Raw genomic sequence first — 24,208 nt, forward strand, 5'->3', positions numbered from 1 at the left:
TACTACTAAATGATTGTCTGATTACATGTTCAAAGACAAAAGTTTTATAATAATCTTCTAAAGTGCAGTGCTGTAGGGGCGTTGCATTGCAACGTCCTCGCGAAACACAATATTCTACCCTTTATCCTCCATAAAAGGAATTATATATATTAACGAAAACTTAGTTTACAATGTGCTAAATTATTCGAGGGAATTGTGATTGTTGCTTGATCACCTGAGAGAAGGGCTAAGCATAACACTTAACCCTTCATGTTCGATACAGGTAAAGATGATTTACCGAACATTAACCACTGTAGCTCACTACAGAATAGAGTATTCGCTCATTTCAGCAAAAATAGTTTGGGTAAAACTATACTTTTAAGAATGTAGAATTGTATTTAACTATACAATGAATTAGGTTTTCCTATCAAATCTTAGGAAAGACCATCATAATCACAATAAATTGTTTTTTAATGCAGTAAATCATCACACATCACGTTCAAATCGAAATGACACGTTCTATATTATGTTACAAAAGTAGAATCAAATTTAGCGATTTATTTAGGAGTAGAATTTTTTTTATAAATATGTGTATTATAATACCATGTACGTTGTTTATAAAAGGGGATAGTGTAAATTATTGCGACTTAAAAAATCGCAATGGATAAATTTTAATCCCCTATTTATGAAAAACTCAAACCAAAACTTATTTTCATTCATTGAATACGTCAACCTCTTATTAGAGCATAAGGATGAAGTTGTTTACTTTTTTCAATTGAGCCGAACGTTAAATGAAGAACTATCTCATTGTATTTCAAAAAGAGAGGAGAAAAAAGTCAAAGATACTTTTTATAAAACTTTTATCCGTTACAACATAAAATTACACAATGAGTATTCACTGCTAGTGGAGGAGGTGATTATTCCACTGGAAGATCTTGAAGAACATACTTTTTATCAAAAAATAGGGGGATTGAAACAGTATGTGAAAGGAGAGGAAAAAGGTGTAAGAATAGGGTATCAGTTGAAAACCAACCAAGCTTACTTATCAACGGTTCAAGAACTATTTAATTTAAAAGCTATTATAAGTCAGACGAAAGAAAAGTCTAGGCTATTAAAGGATCCACAACTGTATTTGGAGAATATTGATTTTGAAAAAGGAAATCAGCGAATCAATCAAAACAATTGGGTAGAATGGTTTGATGATGTCATGTTATGCATTGGCCGGTTGGAGTTTATAGAAATTGAATATCACTTTTTTGGTGAAGCGAAAAGAGAGAAAGTACTGCCCATGAAGGTGAGAGAAAACTTATATGGTAAATTGTACTTAATGAGTATAAAGGTAAACCAAAATAATGATCTGCCGAATAGTATAGGCTATGAAAATATTTCCATTATTGAAGTAGAGGGAATACAATCTATCACCAAAAGAAAAGAATTTTTTAACGCAGAAACCAAAAAGAATCAAGCAAGAATAACACAATTAAAAGACGAGTTTCAACATGCTATACAGTCTTTTGTAGGTGTGATAGTACCAGATTTTCCTTATCGATATACTCCTGACGCTACGATTATAAAGAACAATATTCCTAGTATCAAACTAAGGGTTTCTAGTTTTCAATTGCCTTTTTTGCAGAATATTAAATCAAGGGTCAATGTCAGAAAAGACACGGAAGCGGGCTATCATATTGTAGAATTTAAAACTGTTCCCACGTTTGAGTTTATAAGATATGTGGTTGTGCTTTCCGATGTGTGGAACTGTAATATTGTTTGGGAAGGAAAGAGTCTTGATACCGAGACTGCCATTGAAGTACTCGATGATAGGGGAAGTACAACCGCTTGGATCAGAGATTATTTGAAAGAAACATACCGAAGAGCCTTGTTTAAATATGAGGATAATCCAAAAATAAAAAAATTATTAGAGCAAGAAATAATGAGTTGGGAACCTAAAGATTATCCTTTTTTATTCAAAGATGTTGATAACTCTTAATAAAAAGTGCTCATTTTACTATTATTAAAAGCGTTGTTTAAAAATGTTCACAAGCAAGTATTCGATTGTGAATAAGTGTGTGAATAAGTTTAAATTTGTGAATAACTCCATTTTGAATACTTGAAATTATTCACAATTTATAAAGTTATTCACAAATTGAGGTTTTAGACCTCTATATTCCAGTCTAAATGTGAAGCTAAATCTTGTTGTGCTTTGGTTGCTGCTTGATTGATAGTCTCCGTTCCTAATGCATTGAGAAGAGGGTCCACTGTAGTTCGAAGCGGGCGACTTCCATTTGACATTTGAATTAATTGTACAATTGCGTCTGGTACCGGCTGAGGGTGAGGTAGAAAATCTTTTTCCTCCTGAGGAACTCCCCAAATTTGATCAGGAGCATTGATCAATTCACCATAACTTTCCAATCGTTCTTGATCATGAGGCCCAGACTGAACTGACTCAAAATTAGTTTTGAATCCGCCAGGTTGAACCATCACCACATCAATACCCAATGGAGAAAGTTCATAATGATAGCTTTCAGTTAATCCTTCCACGGCAAACTTTGTTGCAGTATAAATTCCCGAATAAGGAAAAACTACTCTTCCTTGAATACTTGAAAGGTTAATAATCAATCCCTTTTTCAGCTTTCGCATCTGCGGTAATACGGCGCGCATCATTCTTTGTACACCGAAGACGTTGACATCGAAGATTTTTTTAAACTGAGATTCTGGAAAAGCTTCCGTCCAGCCAGTTCCACCAATGCCTGCATTGTTAATCAAAACATCAATTTGGTCTACTGACTTGTATATGCTTTCAATTGCATTATTTATAGACTCTTGATCTGTAACATCCAGCTCAACTATATGTAAAGTACCTGCTGTCTGTTGAGCAAAATGCTGTAATTCTTCAATTGCTTTTTTTGAAAAAGTAGTTACCCCAATCATAGTGGCAAAAACTGTGTACCCTTCCTTGAGTAGCGTTTCTGTAGTCAATTTTCCAAATCCGCTACTGCTCCCTGTTATAAGTATATTCATTTCGTTTTTTGTGAGAAAGATAAACGTCTCTTTTCAAATAAAATATTTGTGGTATAGCTTGAAGTAGATTTGTAGTAGTGACCGTGAAGTGTGAAGTACCTCTTTTCGCAGAAATATATTTCATTTTTTAGTTTACAATATATTTGACAGCTCTTGAGTTCACAATGATTTAACTTGTGAATCTATAGGTTTTCAACTACCTTAAAACTAGAAAACTTGCTCATAGAGCTAAATCAATTTTTTACTAACTATTTAAATTTTTCAGAAATGGATTATAAGCAAACTGCCGTCGTACTCATTGAGTTCCAAAACGATTTTGCGACTCCAGGAGGTGTCTTTCATGAAGCTGTAAAAACAGTCATGCATCAAACAGACATGCTTTCCAACACGCAAGCAGTAATTAAGGCAGCAAGAGCCAAAGGGGCAGAAATCATCTACGTCCCTATTTCATTCTCTAGCGATTACAGAGAACTCACCCAAACCCCTTATGGTATTTTAAAAGGAGTGGTGGATAACAATGCTTTCCTAAAAGACGAGTGGGGAAGTCAGTTGATCGATTTTCTTTCACCTCAGCCTGAAGACATCATCATTGAAGGGAAAAAAGGTCTGGATACTTTTTGTAGTACAAACCTAGACTTTATCTTAAGAAGTAAAGGCATTCAGAATGTGGTATTGGCAGGTTTCTTAACCAATTGCTGCGTAGAATCAACTATGCGTACAGCTTATGAGAAAGGCTTTAATGTCATCACATTGACAGATTGTTGTGCCGCAACAAGTGTTGAAGAACACGAAAATGCTGTAAAACATGATTTCCCAATGTTTAGCCAACCGCTTTCAGCGGAAGAATTTATTGATTCTTTAGAAGAAGGAAAAGAGATTGCTTTGGTAGGTAGAGGCTACGAATAGCAATTCATTTTTTTAAAAACATCTTGTAAAGGAAGAATAAACCACGATGTAAATAATACTATATTTTTTACGAGTGATTGATTCTTCCTTTTTTGATTTGTACCCTCATAATTAAACATTAGAGCTTTAAAACGGCTTTAATTGTACCCATTCTGCATCAAAATTTAGGTGAAGATGACTACTTAAATGTACCCCTTGTTGATTTTTTAAAAGCCATTATTCCGTCTAGTTTTAGCATTATCAAATGCTTCAGAATAAAAGAAGCTACTATTTCAACCAACTTATATCTACTACAAATGAAGTTTATAACAACACTATCAATGTGTGTGTTAGTCTTTTTACTCCCTTCAGTAACTAATGCACAAAATCCACTGACCGAGCAAGAGTACAACGAACTATTTCCATACCGATTTGGAACAGAATCAGCCCCCGATGGAGGATATGTACTCAACCCTGCTAACGATTTTTATACGTATGCAAGCTTTATAGAAGCAATAGCCCGTATGAAGAATATTAAAGTGTACATGGAAAGACGGGAAGGAACCAATCTTTACAAAGTAACTAGAGAAGACAAAACTACAGGAGAAAAGAAAGTCATCAGGACAGATGCTGGTTTTAATGACTCTTGGAATGCACAAAAAAGCATCATTTTACAGGAAGTAGACTATGCCCTTTTCTTGACAGAGGGGACATTGGAACAACGTCGTCGAGAATTATCTGCGTTTTTAGCCAACATATCTCAAGAGACCACAGGAGGATGGTCCACTGCTCCTGGTGGAAAGTACGCATGGGGATTATACTTTAGAGAAGAGGTAAGTTATGCGGGAACTGACCTTATTGGGTATGTAGAGCAAAATCATCCTGATTACCCTGCAGTTGCTGGAAAATCATATCACGGCAGAGGTCCTATACAGTTGTCATGGAACTATAATTATGGTCAAGTCAGTCAGTTCTTATATGGAGATAAAAATGTTTTATTGGCCAACCCTGAGAGAGTCATCGAAGATGGAGCACTGGCTTTTCAGACGGCGATATGGTTTTGGATGACGCCACAATTCCCCAAACCTTCAGCACATGATGTAATGGTTGGAAATTGGGAACCTACTTCTTATGATTTAGAAAATAACCGTTTACCAGGATTTGGTGTTACCGTCAATATCATCAATGGAGGATTGGAATGTGGGTCAGGTACAGAAAAGGCAAAAGTATTGAGCCGAATAGGACATTATGAACGACACTCTTCAATTTTGAATGTAACTACTGATTTAGACGGACAATCTTCTTGCAATGCTTGTGGATGTGCGAATCAAAGACCTTTTGGTGGAAATGAGCCAGAACCTACACCAAAGAAACCAAGAATCTCTTTATTGTTGCCAACCTCTAATGAAATTCGTATGGAAACATTTTCAGCAATTTCAATTGAAGCAAGTGTATTGGATAAAGAGGATCAAGCAATAGCAGATGTTTCTATTTCAGTAAATGGAAGCGTGTTATCTACGGTTGGTACAACTGCCTCATTTACCCCAACTGCTTATGGAACTTTGACGATCACTATTGTGGCAGAAGATCGATTTGGAGAGCAAAGCACCTTAACGTCTACTTTGGAAATCATTGACCCTAAAGTCAATTGTGGTACGGCTTGGGAAGCTAAAACTTATACAGCAGGAGAAGAGGTTGTTTATAATGGAATCGTTTATAACGCAGCTTGGGAAACCAAAGCAGAGGATATTCCAGGTACTTCCAATGTTTGGAAAATCAAATCGACTTGCCCAGGCTACACTTTTGATTGTACAGGGGTGGAAGAGTGGAATGCTTCCAAAACGTACCAAACCAATGGCTTAAAGGTGGTGTATAACAATCAAATTTATACATTCCAAAAATGGTGGTCTAAGGGTAATCAACCCGATCAAGACCCGTCTACATGGCAACTTTTAGGCAACTGCTCAGGAGGAAGTGAAGTGGATAATCCTCCAACAGTTTCTTTTATTTTACCTGAAAATAATACGATATATACCACACTTTCATCTCTCAATATTCAAGTTAGTGGCACTGATGATCAAGGTACAATCACTTGGAGTATCCGAATCAATGATGAAGAAGTAAGTACATCACGGCAGTTCACTTTTACGCCTCTTTCATTTGGACAATATTCCATTTCAGCAACGGCTACAGATTCAAAAGGGCAGTTTACTACGGAAAGTATTCAAGTTCTTTTCCAAGAAGAAAATACAGATAATCAATTACCCACTGTAAATATAGTGGTGGAAAATACCATTGAGCAAGAAGCACTATCTCCAGTTCAAGTTTCCATTATTGCCAATGATACAGACGGACAAATAACGTCTATCGTTTCTCAAGTAGACGGTACTACTTTTACGACTTCCGATTTTAATTTTACACCTTCCTTTTTCGGAACGCATCTGATCTCCACAACAGTCACTGATAATGATGGAGGACAAACGTCTACTTCTGTTACTATTTCGGTTATTGAAAAAACAAATGGGGGAGATTGTAGTGGAGTAGAAGAATATGCCAACTATCCGTCAATTTATCAAAGTGGCAATATAGTCAGCTATCAAGGAATGCTTTATGAGGCAGTCGTCAACAATCTTTATAATGTCACACCAGGAACAGCGGATCATTGGTGGAAGCCATTAGGAGAATGTGGAGCATCTAATGCTCGAAAAAGAGATGTAGCAGAAAGTGCAATGGAGGAAATTAAAGTATATCCTAATCCAGTTGTTGATCAACTTCAGATTCAATTGGTAGAGGGTGATACTTTCCAAGTGGCATTGTTTAATGAAAATGGTCAACAAATCCTTTCCAAAAACAAACAAGAATCTCATCTAAAAATTGACTTTTCATCCCTAGGCAATGGAATCTATTATCTCCTATTGGAGCCTTCTGATGGAAATAAAACTTGGAAAAAAATTATAAAATAGAAAAATCTAAAATCAATAAATAGTAGAAGAGATGGCAAGTCATTGATGACGAACCATCTCTTCGTGTTTTTTATAACTCTTGTGTCAAAGCTTTTACAAATGGATTTTCAGGGTAGAATTCCTTCATCACTACTTTGATGACCGTATAGATAGGAACTGCGAGAATCATTCCTACAATTCCCATCAAAATCCCGAATACGAAGATCACTATAAATATTTCTAAGGGATGAGAGTTGACGCTTTTGGAAAAGATAATAGGTTGTGAAAAATTATTATCGATGAACTGTGTTAGTCCATAAGCCACCCCAATTTTTCCAAGTAATGGAAGTAACTCAGTTTTAAAATCCATTCCTAAATTTTCAGTTGTCGCTAACAACCCCATTAATCCTAATCCAATAAGAGGTCCCACATAAGGAATTAGATTAAGTAAGGCACAAAGAAAGGCGATGACTAAGGCATTGCTCACTCCGATGACAAAAAGTGAAATAAGATATGCTACAAAAACAATAAGAATTTGTACGGCCAACCCAAGAAAATAGCGTGATAAAAGCTTTTTGGTTTTGATAATGGAAGACATGATTTCCTTCTCATTTTCAACTGGCATTATAGAAATCAAGAAGTTGCCGATTTGCTCACTTTCTTTGATAAAGAAAAAGGAAATAAAACCTACAGAGAAAACACCTACACTAAAAGAACCAATAGAATTAATCACGGATGAAAATACTTTGGGAGTATTATTTACTTTTTTGTGGATAAGATCACCTAAATTAAATAGCGTTAGGTCTACTCCATAGCGTACCGTAAATTGATTGATTTCTAGAAAAGCAGCATTTACATTTTCTTTAAACTTGGCGATATTCCCTAATGAAAGATTATGTGCTTCTTGCATGATTAAAGGAATAAAAAGACTAAGAAAAAGTAATGACAGAAGTGCAAAGCTACTCATTACCACCATAACTGCCGAAGTATTGGATAAATGCCATTCTCTTTTTAAATAAGATTTAAAAGGATATGCCATTAGAGCGATTACCCCTGCTGTAGCAATGTAGATGATGACCGATTTTAGAAGGAAAAGTGCATAAAGACCGATACAGGTGAATACCAATTTTTTGATGGTATCTAGAAGACCTTTGCTGATTAATTTATAATCCATTTTACAATTTAATTTTATTGATAACAGGCAGAGCTTTTGAAGAAGAACCGCAAATTTTAGTATGTAAAACGGAGTGAGAGAGGGAGGTATTTATAAATTTTGGTTCTAAGGTATTAAATGTTGGTTGAAGCGTGTTATACTGTAAACTAAATTATCGTTGATCATCAAATTACATATCTACAAACTTTTTAGGACCTACTTTCAAGTTTCCTTCTTCTTCGTTTTTGTCTTGAAACAAAAAGAAGCAAAAAATTCAAGGCTTTAAAGTCAAAAGCTAAATTTCATTTCTCTCGCCTAAATGATTTTAAACTCGCTGCGCTCAAACAGCAAAATCATTTTTAACGGCTCAATTCATTAAATTCTTCACGCTTTTCCCTTCAAGGCCGATGAAAGTACTACCATACTAATTACGTAGAATGACCATTGGCGCGAATGTTAAGCGATAGCGTCATTTGTGTCCTATAAATCATCAGAAATCTCCTGATTTCTAAAAAACACCAGTATTCAAGAACATAGTTTATACTACAGTATTTTATCTAAACCAATTGCTTCCTACCGTCAAGTACCAAGCCCAAATTTCTGGCCCTCTTGCAATGTCAATACCTGCATGCAAGCCATAATCAGAAGCAATAAAATATCGGAAACCGAATCCACCTGCTACTCTGGATTGGGTAAAATCAAAATCCTGAATTTTTGGAGCAGTAAAACCGGTTCCCACAAAACCAACGGCACTCCATCGTTTGAAAACCTGCCATCTCCATTCTGTTTCCAATACCAATGCATTATGATCTTGGTAGCGTAAGGCAGGAATTCCTCGGAGACTAACAAAAGGCAACTCAAAGAAAGGTACATTATTTCCCCATTTGGCTTGGTACTGCAATCGATAACCTGAAAAGAGTTTCCCTTTTTTGACCGGTAAATAATAATAGGTACGATGCGTGAAGTTGGTATAATCATTATCACCTCCTAAAGCTTTATGAAAAATTCCAAATTCGGTGGCAGTCATTATACCTTTTGTTGGAGTGAACGTATTGTCTCGATTATCCCACATTAATACAGCGTTCATACCACCAAGATTAGTCTCTTCCTTTAGCGATTCGGTTTCTGGTTCGTTGTCAATAAAAGTGATATTATTATTGAAGAATAAATAGTTGATGCCTGTAAACAAGGGAAGCTCTTTTTTAGGTCGGAACAGAAACTCATGAAATGTCATGACCCCTTGCATGTTAAAGTTGTACTCTCCGTTGTCAATAATACCGGAACCATAAAAAGTAAGGTTGGGAGACAGGTAAGCAAAGGCACCCAGATATCTAAAGCGATCATTATGATAAGAACCTTGATGAAAAAGTGCCGCTAACCAAGTTCCATTAGCAGTATAAGCTCCCGCTGCTCCGGTGGTAATTGGAGGCAAGTCTTTACTTTGAGCAAACCGGTTTAGCGTATCAAGACTTTCTCTTTTTTTCTTTTGTCCATGAAAATAAATGGCGGTAAGCCCACCACCAAAACCCACTGCAGGTTCAGTGATAATAATAGGTACAGGGAGAAAGCCAAAGCCAGAATTCAAAAATTGACTAACATCCAAGGCATGATCCGTAGAATCAATAAAATACTTCTGAATGATACTTTGAGCTGATAATTGATGATAGAAGAGTAATAAAAAAAAGAAAGAAAATAGTTTGAGAAATTTCATAGAAATAGTTGATGATTGATAATAAGAAAGAGAATTTAAAATGAATTGTGGGTTTTAAACAAATATATCATAAAATCATTGTAATCAGTAATTTACATGGAGAAGCTACTGTAATGCTTCAATGAAATACATTTTAAACGAAGTTTTCGGATACTTGTGTTTTTTATAAATCATAAGATTTCTGATGATTTATAGGGCACGAATGTCACTATCGCTTAACATTCGTGCCAGTGAACTTTCTACTCAATTCGTTTGGTAGTGCTACTTTCCCTTCAAGACCTAGCTTTTTGTGCTTCTATTACTTTTCAGATGATAAACTGTTGCTGAAATAAAAGCCGCTTTGACTCCAAGAACCATAATTTTTCCACAGGTAGAAAATATCTTTTTCATAACGTTTTTGATTAATAAAATTTAGAGCATTTTTTCCTAGTTAGACGTTATTTATTGAACGATTGTTCAGTTTTTTAATTTTAAATTTAAAATGTTAACAATTTTGGGTACCTTTCACCAGACATTCAACAGAAAGTCTATCCATTAATAATTCACCATTCAACTTTCACCATTTATAATTATTAATCCTATGTTGTCATTTCAAACAGACAGGCTTCAATTAGAAATCATTCGTCCTTCTGACTTCGATGAAATACTTGAAATTTTTAATGAAGAAGGAATTTTCAAATACATTACTCCGCTTCAAGGATTGAGTAGGGTTGAGCACGTTTTAAAACTCCATAGGAAAGTCAATGAAGCCAAAAACAAGGAAGGATATATTTGGGCCGTAAGGGAATTGGATTCAAATCGATTAGTGGGGTTGATCAACCTTAATCAATTGCCGGACACACATGATATTCAGATTGGGTGGATTTTGAGTAGTCAATTTCAAGGAAAAGGATATGCTTATGAATCAGCTAAAGTGGTTTTTGATTATGGTGTGAATGATTGGAAAGTCAATCCTATTTTTGCGATTGTTGAAGATGGAAATATTCCGTCTGAAAAAATAGCCTTGAAGCTGGGCTTAGAATTCAGGCATTATTTCACCGAAGATGATGTGAAGCTAAAACTGTTTAGTTATTGTAAATAGTCATTACATTGTAAACTGATTTTCAGTTAACTTTTAATTGATCCATCTACAATCACTTATAAGGTCTACTTTCAAGTTTCCTTCTTCTTCATTTTTGTCTTAACACAAAAACGAAGCAAAAAAGTCAAGGCTTAGAAGTCAAAAGCTAAATTTCATTCCACTCGCCTAAATGATTTTAAACTCGCTGCGCTCAAACAGCAAAATCATTTTTAACGGCTCACTTCATGAAATTCTTAACACTTTTCCCTTCAAGGCCGGGGGAGCACTACCAAACGAATGAGGTAGAAAGTCCACAGGCGCGAATGTTAAGCGATAGCGACATTCGTGTCCTACAGATCATCAGAAATCTCCCGATTTCTAAATATTTTACCGCTTAGTTTACGATGTCTTAATTCTATTCATTCGTTTTGTAGAGTTGTACTCACATAAAAAAAGAGGAATGAAATATGATGTTTTCATTCCTCTTTTTTATTATCCTTTTTTCTCTTTTTCCTTCTTCTTGTTTTTCTTGCCTTTCCCCAGTTTGATGTTATAATCATCCACTGTTCCTTCAATTCTGACGGCTACATATTTGCCTCCTTCATCTTGTTGGATTTCATCGGGTTCATCGTCTTTTTTCTTCTTGCCTCCACCTGTTAAAGTATTCCAGGCTACTGATCTTACTAGTCGGAAAGGGACCTCTACCATATAGGCCATTTGCATGTCTAAATGTTGCTCTCCAGACATATAAATTTGACCGATTGTAGAGGCAATACTCATACGAGGGATATAGAAAACACCATTCTCCACGGTAAATTTATTTTGCAAAGTATCAAAACGGATATTATTCATATCCTTGTTACCGAAGTAGGTGGCCATGGCTTCTAAAGGCGCAAAATCAATTACACGACCATTTAAAAGGGTCAAATCAATGTCTGCACTTGTTTCCGCAATATCAATAGTAAGGTCATTATTGATATGTGCTTTAGCGGTCATGGTCGAATTCAAAATACCATCAAAATTTCTAGAGATATTGATTTTCTCCCCTTCATATTCCACTTCGAAATCTACTTGAGAAAGGTCTACATTATTCAATTTGGCTTTGCCATCCATGATCACTTTTTGAGGATCCTGAAGGTTGGCTAATCCAGAAAGTTCTAACCCTCCAATATCACCGAGTCGGACTTTTACATCATTGAGGGCAATGGTTTGATCTGGTGAGGTAGTGACTTGTCCCTTGAAATTCTTGATGTCCATTTCCATCAATTTCATTCGATCCACTTTTACATCCAATTCCAATTTAGGGTATTTGATGGCAAAAATATCGACAGGTTCTTCCTCTTCAATTTGTTGTGCTCTTGATGCCGATGAAGCTTCGTAAGTTTCAGCTGGCAATGTCAGTTTCAAAAGCTCATTGAAGTTGATCATTTTGGCATCTACCTGGAATTTTCCATAAAAATCTTTTCGTGTAGAATCGGTGATGTTGTAAAGTTGAGCATTAAAAGTCATATCACTTTGTCCTACTTTACCCGTGAAATCATTAAGTAAAATATTGTTGTCATTCTTGACTAATTCAAACTTAAAGTTTCTGAATAATAAAGGTGAAATACTCAACCTCCATTTCAAACCTTTCATCCATAAGCGGAAGTTAGGTACTTTTTTACCGGAGAATAACTCTTGGTTGACCACATCAACACCTCCCGCAATTTGGAAGTTGTTCATCTTTTCATTTTCAAAAGTTTTCGGTACTAATAATGAATCCCCATAAGTAAAGAAATCCACAACACGCATGGAGTTGGATTGGATATTAAAGCCAGATTTGATGGTGATCGTAGAATCTTTGTAGACCAACCCGTCATAATCCTCAAAGCCACCTTGGAATTTAAAATCACTTTCACCGATATTTCCTTTTAGGTATTTCACCCCAATGTGCTTCTTCGTAATGCCCATCAATCCGGTAACACTATGGATCGGTTGGAAGTTTTCGAAGTGCGTTTGAAGGTCATTGATCTTAAGCGTACCATAAGGGAGTAGTTTATAATCATTGATTCCCTCTGAAGTTGTTTTCAAAGTAAAATCAATATTGATGTCGTGCAGGTTTTCAGCCAAACTTGAATTGATGGAATCTGAATATTGTAGAAGTTCTTTGACCATAAGGTGCTTCGATTCCAATTTTACATCCGCAATAATTTCTGTATCCATACCCAAAGCATAGAAAAGAAGATTATCGATATTGCCATTGAATTTAAAATCACTATTGTCAAGTTGTCCTTGTAGGTCTTTTACGCCCAAGTGGTTATCCCAGATATAGAAAATCCCCCCCATACTATGAGGCTTCATTCCAGTAGGTTTGTGCTTGAAGTGAAGGTTTTCCACTTTCAAGGCAATCTTTTGCTCTGCATCATCAAGATTTAAGAATTTCTTTTGCTCTAGGTCGATATCATACGTGACATCCGCCTGAAATTCTACTTTACCACCAAGACTGTCAATCGGTAGATCCGTTAAAAGGTCATTGAAGTTGTCCAAGCCCATATTGGCTTCCCATTGCAAATCAATATGCGGTTGTTTGATGCCGTTGGAAACTGAAAGTGTACCTCTTGTATCACCATTTGTAGAGGCGATAACAAATTGGCTTAAGTCAAATTTCAATTGCGAAAAATCCGTTGAATCCCCTGTATTGAGGTAGGCCTTGAAGCTAAAATCATTAATAGCGTAGGGTGTTTTAAGGCTCTTTAAAGTGAATTTTTTCAATTCTACGTTGGCTTCCACTTTAGGAAGAGTAGAAGCTGATTTACCTGTTATTTTAGCATCAAATTCCAACCCGTCCAATGTACTTGAATAGTTCGATTCTAATTTTTCTACATCAATCTTTCCGTTGGCCAGTAAGTTGATGATGTTTAAATCTTTTTGAGAGGCGTGAATATCCAAATCCAAATACATATCATTCGGAATGTCAACAGTTCCCGAAAGAGAAAAGGCGGCCCCTTGTAATAAAGCATCACAAGTATCAATGGTGATGAATTTTCGTTGTCTGTCAAATCGTAAATCAGATGTAAATTCTAAACTTTTATTAGGCCAAAGGATTTTTTTCTCTTTAAGAATTCCCAATAATTCCACATTGAATAACAAGTGGTTGGTAATTTCATTGGCATTGTATTCCAAAGAAGTAGTGATTTGATGCACTTGCATTCCAACTCCAACTTCTGTCATTCCGTTGTAGGCTGTAACTTTGATATTTTTCAAAGTCAGTTCATCCAACGCAATATCAAAAGCAGGAGGAGCACTTTTTGTAGTGTCCGCAGGTTCTTCGACCGCAGTGGTATCTGAAAGGTCGATGCCTAATGCATTGACAAGATTGAAAGTGCTGTCTTTATAGGTACGGAGATTGACCTCCCCATCCTCTAATTTGATGGCACCGATATGCACATCACCTTTTATAAGTTTTACGATGTTGATTGAAACATAGAAGTTACCCAAAGCGGCAATTGGCTTAGTATCTTCTTCTCTGTCTTCAATTTTCTTTTCGTGATAAATAATGTCCTGTAATTGTAATGTGAAATTAGGGAAGTCCTCAAAAGGTGCAATTCCAATTTGCCCGATCTGAAGGTCACCGTTCTGTTCTTGATTAACAGCTTCCATTACTTCTTCTTTGATAGTTTCTCTATTTGCATAAAATAGAATAACCGCTATGATTAATATACCTACAATAGTTCCGAAGATATAACCAAACCATTTTAATATTTGCTTTCCTATAGATGTTTGATTTTTCACTTGCAATAATAATTTTTAAGGGAATTAGGAATTTATTAACGTAATACTCCGATGTTTTTATTATTCGATGTATACGACCAAATGAGAGAATAGATTTTTTAGAAATATATAAAAAAAAGATGGAAGCCTTAATTTATCTAAAAATAAATATTGATGAATCATGGATAAATATTTAAAACCTTCATTTTTAGGAGGGTAGAGTGATTTTATAAAGTGCACTCGAAAATCAGTATTAATGTTAACATTTTCGAAGCAATCATAAAGTTTAAAGTGTGCTATTGACATTAAAAGAATTATTAACTTGTTTTGTTATGTTCAAACATATGAACATGAATTATGAATATACTTATTAACCATACATCATCAATCCCTTTTCACAAACAAATTGAAGAGGAGCTAAGAAAACTAATCGACACAGGCGAATACGACAACGGGAAACTTTTTCCGAAGGAAGTAGACATCAGCAACCGTGTGGGTGTTTCTAGAAATACAGTAAGGCAAGCGATCAACACATTGGTAGGAGAAGGACTATTGGAGCGAAAGAAGGGTGTAGGTACAACTGTAGCCAAAAGAAAAATCGGAACGAAATTATCGGAATGGCATAGCTTTACACAAGAAATGAGTGCTAAGGGCATTCCTTTTAAAAATTACTTGGTAGAACACGATACGGTCAATGCTGAAGCGTTAACTGCTGAAATTTTGAATATTGAAGAAGGCAAAGAGATTCACCGATTGACGCGCTTAAGAGGTGATCAAACGGATCCTTTTGTTTATTTCATTTCATGGTTTCACCCTAGAGTCGCTTTTGATCAAGAAGAGCAATTTGAGAAACCTCTTTATGATATCATCGAAGAGAAATTCAATATTGTATTGACAAAATCATCAGAGGAACTGACGGCCATGTTAGCGGATAAGAAATTGTCTGAGCTATTAAAAATAGAAGAAGGTGCTCCAATCTTATTCCGATCAAGAATTGTTTCTGATCCAGGAGGAAGAGTGGTGGAAATCAATCATGGATATTACAGAGCGGATCGCTTTACGTATCAGATTGAAATCAATAAATAACGTAGGTTTTGTAGAGCTATCATAGTAAAACCAAATAGCTAAAAGTTTAGAGTATCGAAGCTTACTTCGCTTCAGCGATAAACTAAATTTTGAATCATAAAGGTGACTAGAAATCAGGAGATTTCTGATGATCAATAGGACACGAATGACGCTTACGCTTAACATTCGCGCCATTGAGCTTTCTACCATTATAGTTGGGTAGTACTCCCCCTGGCATTGAAGGGAAAAGCGTGAAGAAGAAGGAAGTTTGAAAGTAGAACCTTAAAAACTTCTAGAAAGACCGATTGAAAGTTGATGAAAAATTAGTTTATAGTACACCAACACTACACAAAGTAGAAATGAAATGTTAAACCGATGGACAGATTTATACTAACAGCAGACATAGGAGGGAGTCATATCAGCAGTGGTGTGATTGCACTTTCTTCCATGCAAATTTTAAAAGACACCATAGCCACTGTAAAAGTAGACAGTCAGGCAGATGCTGAAAATATTATTTCAGATTGGACTAGGGCATTAGAGCAATCATTAGAAAACCATGCAGGAACAATTGAGGGTATTGCTCTTTCTATGCCGGGACCTTTTAATTACGAGGAAGGCATTTGTGTAATGAAAGGAGTAGGGAAGTATGAAAGTATATTCGGATATAACATTCGGTTAGTACTTTTTGAGAAATTTAAAAAATACATCACCGATCCTTCTTGTATCACTTTTCTTAACGATGCCGATGCGTTTGTTTTGGGGGCCGTTCAGTCTCAAAATTATAAAAATGAAAAAGTCATTGGACTGACGCTTGGTACTGGTTTTGGATCAGGCTTTGTTGAAAACGGTCAATTGATCACCGAGGACAGCAGAGTACCTAAAGGTGGATTGATGTATTGCCAACCTTACAAGGAAGGAATTGCAGAAGATTATATTTCTACCCGTTGGTTTGTGAAAGAATGGGAGAAAAGAGAAGGAGAAAAAATCAAAGGGGTAAAAGAAGTAGCAGAAGCGGATAGAATCACTTCCCAACAGCTTTTTGATGAATTTGGAAGCCACCTTTCAGCCACACTAAAACCATGGAGCGAAATGTTCCAACCCACCAAAATGATCATAGGAGGAAACATCACCAATGCATTGGACAGGTTTTCTTCTCCATTAAAAAATCAATTAAATATTGAAGAAATCATCGCCTACCCTCATACGGAAGAAGCTTCAATGATTGGAGCAGCGTTGCATTCTCTACAACAGAAAAAATAAATACGACTGTACGACTTAAATGGTTCGTGAGGACGTTTTAGAAAACGTCCCCTACAGGGGTTGTCGCAAAACCATTTTTATATCGCAAGTGTTAAGCCGATAGGCGTCACTTGTGATTAAATATTGTCTCCCGACTTCGAAATGAATGAAAGTGTGATGTTTATATTCGAAGTCGGGAGACAATGATCAGTTCCAAGTGACGCTCACGCTTAACACTTGAAACATGGTGGTTTTTCAACACTATAATAGGTTTTGCGACAGTCCCCTACAGTACTGCATTTTAGGAGATAATTATAAAACCTATCTGTAATCAGACAATCATTTAGTAGTATCTTCCCCGGCCTTGAAGGGAAAAGCGTGAAGAATTTCATGTATTGAGCTGTTAAAAAACACTGGCGCGAATGTTAAGCGTAAGCGTCATTCGTGTCCTACAGATCATCAGAAATCTCCTGATTTCTAAAAACTATAAATAGCGAGAACTTAGTTTACAATGTAATTAATACGAAGCACTAAAGTATTCAGTGAAAACAGTTAAGAAAACACAAACAAACAAATTCAAAATAATTCCATTATCAATATAAAAATGACTAGAAACACAAAACAATACCTAATGCCATCCTCGGTAGATAAACCATCAAAAGGGATGTACAACATTTACCCTTCTCATGCTATAAAAGAAGGAGAAATCAATATTGGCTACACTTCATTGGCAAAAGCATTGCAACAGCATTCATGTATTCTACTTGATGGATATGTGGGGGTGAACTGGGAAGCGGTGACTACGCAATTATTAGATGCTTTTAAAGCAGAAGGACTAACGAAGATCCGTTTTGTAAATATTGAAGGAGCATTAAAATCAGAAGAGGAAATTGATGAGATGATCGCTCCATTTTTGGGAGGTGATGATCCTATTTTCGGAAAGCTTTATGAAGGAAAAATCAATGACTTTTTTGATGCATCAAAATTAGAGGCCATTACAGCTGAAGAAGATTACTTGACCGTGATCTACGGTTGTGGTGCTTCCTTAATCAATATTGAAAACGCGGCTTTGGCGTATTTGGATGTTCCTAAAAATGAGATCCAGTTCCGTTCGAGAGCGGCAGGAGTAATCAACTTAGGTGCTAAGGAAAGTATTGCACCAAAACCGCAATACAAAAGAATGTACTTTGTGGATTGGATTGTTTTAAACCACCAAAAAGCAGATATTCTTCCAAAAATCGATTATATCATTGATGAGCAGAGAAGTGATGCCATTACATGGACAGATGGTGACACGTTCCGTAAAGGATTGGAAGATATGTCGAAAAATGCATTCAGAGTACGTCCTTGGTTTGAGCCGGGTGCTTGGGGAGGTCAATGGATCAAAGACAAAATTGGTGGATTGGCACAAGATGTTCCAAACTATGCATGGTCATTTGAATTGATTGTTCCTGAAAACGGTATTGTGTTTGAAGCCAACGGCAATTTATTGGAAGTTTCTTTTGACTTTTTGATGTTCCATAATAATAAAAATGTATTGGGTGAAGCAAGTGAGCGTTTCGGGTATGATTTCCCTATCCGTTTTGATTTCTTAGATACCGTAGGTGGAGGAAATCTTTCGGTACAATGTCACCCAAGACCTGAATATATGAAGGAGCATTTTGGCCATACTTTTACCCAAGATGAAACGTACTATATGCTGGATGCTAAAGAAGACGCAAAAGTGTATTTGGGTTTCCAGGAAGATATTGTTCCAGAAGAATTTGAAGCGGCATTGACGGATAGTTTTGAGAATGCAAAAGAGCTTCAGATTGAAAATTATGTACAGGTTCACCCTGCTAAAAAACATGATTTATTCTTGATTCCAAATGGTACAATCCACTGTTCGGGTACTAACGGAATGGTACTTGAAATCAGTGCTACTCCATATATCTTCACTTTTAAAATGTATGATTGGTTACGTTTGGATTTAGATGGAAAGCCAAGACCAATGAACATCAAGAGAGGAATGGAAAACTTGTACTTTGACCGTAAAGGTGACAAGGTGCAGCAGGATTTAATTTCTCACCCTAAAGTAATGGAAGAAGGTGATGATTATCAAATTATCAATTTACCAACACACAAAGAGCATTTCTATGCCGTGGACCGTCTGGAATTCGACAATGAAATGGAAGTGGAGTTGAACAATCAATGCCATGTGATGAGTTTGGTAGAAGGAGAAAGCATTACGGTGATCACTAACGACAACACTTTTGAGGTGAACTATGCGGAGACGTTTGTAGTTCCAGCAGCAAGTGGTTCTTATAAATTAGTGAACACATCAGGAGAGAGAGTGAAGGTGATTAAGTCTTGGGTGAAATCAGAAGAATGCTAAGCTTATGAATACAAAAGTTATCATCGTAACCATTATTGCAGCATTGGCAGGGCTACTTTTTGGCTTTGACACGGCTGTAATTTCGGGGACTATTCCTTTTGTACAATCTCAATATGAACTAACAGCTGCTCTTACGGGGTGGTTTGTTAGTTCAGCCTTATTGGGATCTATCTTAGGAGTAAGTGTTTCGGGTTGGTGTAGTGATCGTTTTGGGAGAAAAAACATTCTGATTGCTTCTGCCCTATTGTTCCTGCTTTCAGCCATTGGGTGTGCAGTTTCTGATAGTTTTCAAACCCTTGTGATCTATAGAATTTTGGGAGGAATAGCCATCGGTTTTGCTTCCATGGTGGCACCGCTTTATATCAGTGAAATTGCCCCAAAAAAACACAGAGGAAAATTAGTGACCATTTACCAGTTGACCATCACATTAGGGATTCTTGGAGCCTATTTTTCAAATCACCTTGTACAAGATATCGCTTTAAAAACAACCTCATTCAATGGGCAGTGGCACGAGTTGATGGTCAGTCAATATTGGAGAGGGATGTTTGCCGTAGAATTGATTCCAGCCATTGTATTTTTGATTGGAATGTTCTTCGTTCCCAAAAGCCCGCGTTGGTTGCAGATCAAAGGACAAATTGAAGAAGCAAGAGCCGTTTCTAAGGAATTGGTGATTGATTTGGAAACGCCAGAAAATAACAAAGAGAAAGTAGCCTTGAATACGCTTTTCAACGGTTGGCTGAAGAAACCAATGGGCATTGCCATTTTCTTGATGATGTTTTCACAGCTTTGTGGAATCAATGCCATTATTTATTACGGCCCATCGATTTTAGCAGAAGCAGGTTTGAGTATTTCAGATTCATTAGGCGGACAAGTGACCATTGGGATTGTGAACTGCATGTTTACGTTCTTAGCTTTAAAGCAAATTGACCATTGGGGTAGAAAGCCATTACTGACATTTGGAGCCATCGGCGTAACGATTGCTTTATTGACCACAAGCGTATTGTTTTTCTTGGACTTGACCAATGGATTATGGATTGTAGGCAGTATCCTATTATTTATCGCTTGTTATGCCTTCTCTTTAGGCCCCGTACAATTTGTAGTGGCGGCAGAAGTATTTCCTACAAAATACAGAGCCAAAGCCATGTCCATCAGTACCCTAATTCTTTGGGGAGCCAATGCCGTAGTCGGGCAAGTATTCCCGGTGTTATTAGAAAGTGGAGGAGCTACATCGACTTTTCTGCTGTTCGGGTTGATTTGCATACCATGCGTCATTTTCATCATCAAAAATATTCCTGAGACCAAAGGAAAATCCCTAGAGGAAATCGAAAACATGTGGACCCCGTAGGGGTAGACCTATGTGTCTACCCGATTAGGAAGATGTCTATCCGATTAGGAAGGTGTCTACCCGACAAGAACCACAACACAAACCATACGATAAAAACAACAACACAAACAACCACAACAGTACAAAAGAATGAAGAATTATTTACTAATCGGCCTAGCTTCCCTAGCCATAGGATGCTCAAGCCCACAAAATCAAGAAACATTATCCGATCAAATTGCCAGCGATCAGCAACTGCCCGAGATCAAAAAAATGGGGTTGAATCTGATGAAGTCAGGTTTCAATGCCGGAGACGGTTATGCAGAAGTATGGATTAGAGATTTCAATACCTTTGTAGCCCAGTCTGCCAAAGTTGTAGATCATCAATTGATCAAAGAAAACATATTGAACTTCTTTTATATTCAAGAAGAAGACGGAAATATAGCAGATGGATTTGTGACCATTCAAGGAGAATTCAATTCGAATTACTATACCCAAAGCGTCCACAAACCGACTTTAGCCTACCACAAAAACACAGTAGAAACAGACCAGGAAACATCCTTGGTACAAACGGTTTATAACTACATCAAAGCCACTGGCGATGTATCTATTTTACAGGAGGTAGTAGTAGGAAAAACCGTAGCTCAACGCTTGGAAGCTTCCATGCAGTTTTTATTAAATGAACGTTTTGATGAAGATTACCAATTACTTTGGGGAGCCACTACCGCCGATTGGGGAGACGTACAGCCCGAACACGATTGGGGTGTAGCGTTAGATGAAAACTCTCATTTGACCATTGATATTTATGACAATGCCATGTTCGTCATCGCATTAAATAATCTGATTGAAATGGGAGGAGATAAGATTGATCAAGCAAAGTGGATGAAAGTGAGAAAAGACATCACGGCCAATGTAGCAAAGCATTTATGGGATGAAAAACGTCAGAAATATCGCCCACATCTTTACATTACAGATTCTCCGTTCCCAGCTGACTTTGATGAAGATGAAGTGTTTTATCACGGAGGAACAGCAGTGGCCATTCAAGCGGGCTTCTTGAACAAAACACAAATCAAAACGCAGTTGGATAAAATGATTCAAAATGTAAAGGAATCAGGAGCACCTTCTATCGGTTTGACCTTATATCCTGTTTACCCAGAAGGCACTTTCAAAAACGAAGGAATGCATCCTTATGGCTATCAAAATGGCGGTGACTGGACATGGTTTGGGGCAAGAATGATTACGGCATTAATCGATAACGGATTTGAGCAGGAAGCATGGGAACAAGCACAACCTATGTTCGACAGAGTCATCAAAAACAAAGGCTTCTTTGAATGGTACACCAAAGATAACAAACCTAACGGATCAGGAATGTTTAGAGGTTCTGCAGGCGTGTTGTTGGATGTGATTGATGCTTTTGAAAATCTTGAACAATAATAAAATTACACCGAAGATCAACATTACATTCAAGTAGGCATTTTTATCAATTGCATCGTGCACCATAGTTAAAACTATGGGCAGGTGATAATTCAACCTGATCAAGATTAAAATCTTGAAGGTTTTTAGAAGAGCGAAAACATCACTTTAGTGTTGTTGAAGTTGGTATTACCAGCCCATGATTTTAATCGTGGGCTTTTGTGTTGTTCTCCTTTTTATCTAATGATTGAGTTGTATCTGCCTAGCAAAGGAGGTATGAAAATCAGACAAAACCGTAAGGTAATTTATTTTGAAGTTTTGTTTGATACAAATTTTTCACATATATATAAACCGTTACATGGCATTAGAAATAGCTCCTACTAATAAATTTTATGGATTGAAATATGTACTTTAAAGTAGTAATATATTGGGTGTTAATTCAAAATGATGCTTTTTATTTTATATTTGTCTATCTGTAAATAAAGCCTAAATATTATGATAGAATATTTAGGGTTCTATAAAATTATCAATCTATTACTTTTGCTAAACTAAAATATTATGAGAAGCATCCTTTTCTATTGTTCATTTTTACTATTCGCACTGATGAGTTGTGGAATACAACATGAAGACGACCTAATAAGCCAAGATTGTACAGAAGGTTGTACAGTAATAAGGGGTAAATTACTAACTGATAACGGAACACTTCCTGTTGGCGATGTTGATCTAACCTTAAAATTTGAGAGTACTTATTTATTTGGTGGAGGTGGTGTCGAAAGGATAAAAGCTAAGACTACTACAGATCTAGATGGCAACTTTTATATAAAATTTAAGCTTAGAGATGATGAAAGAAATCCAAATGCAAAATTCAACATTTATTATGATGTAAGTAAAGATGAGTTCTTAGAAATAGGGGATAATGATTTCAAAATTCCTCTTTCTCTTTTATTTCTGGATGATGAAAGAGAAGTGAATTTTAATACATTTCGTAAAGCATACTTAAATGTAACATTACCAAATCATGATGAAATAAAAGAAAATGATATATCGCATTTGAGTATTAAACTTTTACTAGACGAAAATTACGAAACATCTCGCTTTGCAATGCAAAAAAACTTTGGATCTGAAGCAAGCTCTACCCAATTAATTCCCGTAGGAGGAAATCATCCTATGGCTTTAACCTATGTATATTCAAGAAAATCAGATTCGATATATTATCAAGTTGTTGATACTGTTACGGTTGATGCAGGGTCTACTTTAGATTACACTATAGATTTATCACAAAAGGTATCAGAATAAACTCTCCTATAATTTCAATTATGGGTCTACATTACATTCAAGTAGGCATTTTATCAATTGCATCGTGCACCATAGTTAAAACTTTGGCAGGTGGTAATTCAACCTGGTCAAGATTAAAATCTTGAAGGTTTTGGTAGAGCGAAAACATCACTTTAGTGTTGTTGAAGTTAGTATTACCAGCCCATGATTTTAATCGTGGGTCTACAGACCATGCATGATGCAGTCGTTTAATGTATGAGAAGATATCCGATCAAGTATAACGTGCACCATAGTTAAAATTATGGGCAGGTGATAATTCAACCTGATCAAGATTAAAATCTTGAAGGTTTTTTCAGAGCGCAAACATCACTTTAGTGTTGTTGAAGTTGGTATTACCAGCCCATGATTTTAATCGTGGGTCTACAAGGTGTTCCATGCATGATGCTGTCGTTTAATGTATGAGAAGACATCCGATCAAGTATAACGTGCACCATAGTTAAAACTATGGGCAGGTGATAATTCAACCTGATCAAGATTAAAATCTTGAAGGTTTTTTCAGAGCGCAAACATCACTTTAGTGTTGTTGAAGTTGGTATTACCAGCCCATGATTTTAATCGTGGGTCTACGTGATAATAGTTTTCTTATTTTTTGAAATCACTATCTTGGCACAGAAGAAGTGTGTCTAGTCCTCACTTTTCTCTCTTACTTCAAACCTCATCCCTCCATCAGGGATTTTTTTATGCCCAAACTTTCCTAAAATCAGCCAAAGCTCAATATTTCTTGTCTTTTAAAAATAAAATTGCATTTGCTCACGAATTGAAAATGAAATACAAATTTCAAGTTCGTTTTGTTTCTTGTTATTAAATAATTTTTTAACTTCAAGCATCTCTTACAAGAAAACTAAAACAGCAAGCAAACTTACTTTGAAAATTTAGCTAAAGACTTGGTGTATTGGTGTAAGAGTTATTTTTATAATGAATATATGCCACTATTACATTATTGGAATAAAGTGAATGTGGTGT

14 protein-coding genes are annotated in these 24,208 nt (G+C 36.3%); 10 read left to right on the forward strand and 4 right to left on the reverse strand.

All coding sequences use genetic code 11. The features are described from left to right. Positions 1–664: 664 nt before the first annotated feature. Positions 665–1,966, forward strand: a complete 1,302-nt coding sequence (locus tag PL77_RS27760) for a hypothetical protein (RefSeq protein WP_044212751.1) — start codon at positions 665–667, stop codon at positions 1,964–1,966. Positions 1,967–2,130: 164 nt separating this feature from the next. Here PL77_RS27760 and PL77_RS27765 read toward each other — a convergent pair whose 3' ends face one another. Beyond that, positions 2,131–2,997, reverse strand: a complete 867-nt coding sequence (locus tag PL77_RS27765; protein WP_044212753.1) for an SDR family oxidoreductase — start codon at positions 2,995–2,997, stop codon at positions 2,131–2,133. Positions 2,998–3,264: 267 nt separating this feature from the next. On the opposite strand from PL77_RS27765, the gene PL77_RS27770 reads away from it, so the two are divergent. Together PL77_RS27770 and PL77_RS31160 are read left to right on the forward strand one after the other, a co-directional pair. Next, positions 3,265–3,903 carry a cysteine hydrolase gene (locus PL77_RS27770; protein WP_044212756.1) on the forward strand — a complete coding sequence of 213 codons (639 nt, stop codon included), beginning with the start codon at positions 3,265–3,267 and terminating at the stop codon, positions 3,901–3,903. A 296-nt stretch (positions 3,904–4,199) separates the two neighbouring features. Then, positions 4,200–6,845 carry a glycoside hydrolase family 19 protein gene (locus tag PL77_RS31160; protein WP_156152579.1) on the forward strand — a complete coding sequence of 882 codons (2,646 nt, stop codon included), beginning with the start codon at positions 4,200–4,202 and terminating at the stop codon, positions 6,843–6,845. A gap of 70 nt (positions 6,846–6,915) precedes the next feature. On the opposite strand, the gene PL77_RS27780 is transcribed toward PL77_RS31160, so the two are convergent. Both PL77_RS27780 and PL77_RS27785 read right to left on the reverse strand, forming a co-directional pair. Then, complete coding sequence (locus PL77_RS27780) at positions 6,916–7,998, reverse strand: AI-2E family transporter (protein ID WP_044212757.1); 1,083 nt, start codon at positions 7,996–7,998, stop codon at positions 6,916–6,918. Positions 7,999–8,530: 532 nt separating this feature from the next. After that, positions 8,531–9,688, reverse strand: a complete 1,158-nt coding sequence (locus PL77_RS27785; RefSeq protein WP_044212758.1) for a BamA/TamA family outer membrane protein — start codon at positions 9,686–9,688, stop codon at positions 8,531–8,533. Between the two features lie 580 nt (positions 9,689–10,268). On the opposite strand from PL77_RS27785, the gene PL77_RS31165 reads away from it, so the two are divergent. Further along, the gene (locus PL77_RS31165) at positions 10,269–10,769 is read left to right on the forward strand and encodes a GNAT family N-acetyltransferase (protein ID WP_052444794.1); all 501 of its coding nucleotides are present in this window, start codon (positions 10,269–10,271) and stop codon (positions 10,767–10,769) included. A gap of 471 nt (positions 10,770–11,240) precedes the next feature. On the opposite strand, the gene PL77_RS27795 is transcribed toward PL77_RS31165, so the two are convergent. After that, positions 11,241–14,519, reverse strand: coding sequence for an AsmA-like C-terminal region-containing protein (locus PL77_RS27795; RefSeq protein WP_044212759.1), 3,279 nt, complete (start codon positions 14,517–14,519; stop codon positions 11,241–11,243). A 336-nt stretch (positions 14,520–14,855) separates the two neighbouring features. Here PL77_RS27795 and PL77_RS27800 point away from each other — a divergent pair, with 336 nt between their 5' ends. From PL77_RS27800 to PL77_RS27825, 6 genes are all read left to right on the forward strand, one after another. Next, positions 14,856–15,584 carry a GntR family transcriptional regulator gene (locus PL77_RS27800; protein ID WP_044212761.1) on the forward strand — a complete coding sequence of 243 codons (729 nt, stop codon included), beginning with the start codon at positions 14,856–14,858 and terminating at the stop codon, positions 15,582–15,584. A gap of 354 nt (positions 15,585–15,938) precedes the next feature. Then, the gene (locus PL77_RS27805; protein WP_082026772.1) at positions 15,939–16,823 is read left to right on the forward strand and encodes an ROK family protein; all 885 of its coding nucleotides are present in this window, start codon (positions 15,939–15,941) and stop codon (positions 16,821–16,823) included. A 583-nt stretch (positions 16,824–17,406) separates the two neighbouring features. Then, on the forward strand, positions 17,407–19,176 hold the full coding sequence (locus tag PL77_RS27810; RefSeq protein WP_044212765.1) for a class I mannose-6-phosphate isomerase: 1,770 nt from the start codon (positions 17,407–17,409) through the stop codon (positions 19,174–19,176). 4 nt (positions 19,177–19,180) lie between these two features. After that, positions 19,181–20,521 carry a sugar porter family MFS transporter gene (locus PL77_RS27815; protein ID WP_044212767.1) on the forward strand — a complete coding sequence of 447 codons (1,341 nt, stop codon included), beginning with the start codon at positions 19,181–19,183 and terminating at the stop codon, positions 20,519–20,521. A gap of 129 nt (positions 20,522–20,650) precedes the next feature. Continuing rightward, entirely contained in the window at positions 20,651–21,931 is a 1,281-nt protein-coding gene (locus PL77_RS27820) for a GH36-type glycosyl hydrolase domain-containing protein (RefSeq protein ID WP_044212768.1), read from the forward strand. A 582-nt stretch (positions 21,932–22,513) separates the two neighbouring features. Then, the gene (locus PL77_RS27825; protein ID WP_044212771.1) at positions 22,514–23,206 is read left to right on the forward strand and encodes a hypothetical protein; all 693 of its coding nucleotides are present in this window, start codon (positions 22,514–22,516) and stop codon (positions 23,204–23,206) included. Positions 23,207–24,208: the final 1,002 nt, after the last annotated feature.

Origin of the sequence: Flammeovirga sp. OC4, assembly GCF_000812565.1 — a bacterium.
GTDB lineage: Bacteria > Bacteroidota > Bacteroidia > Cytophagales > Flammeovirgaceae > Flammeovirga.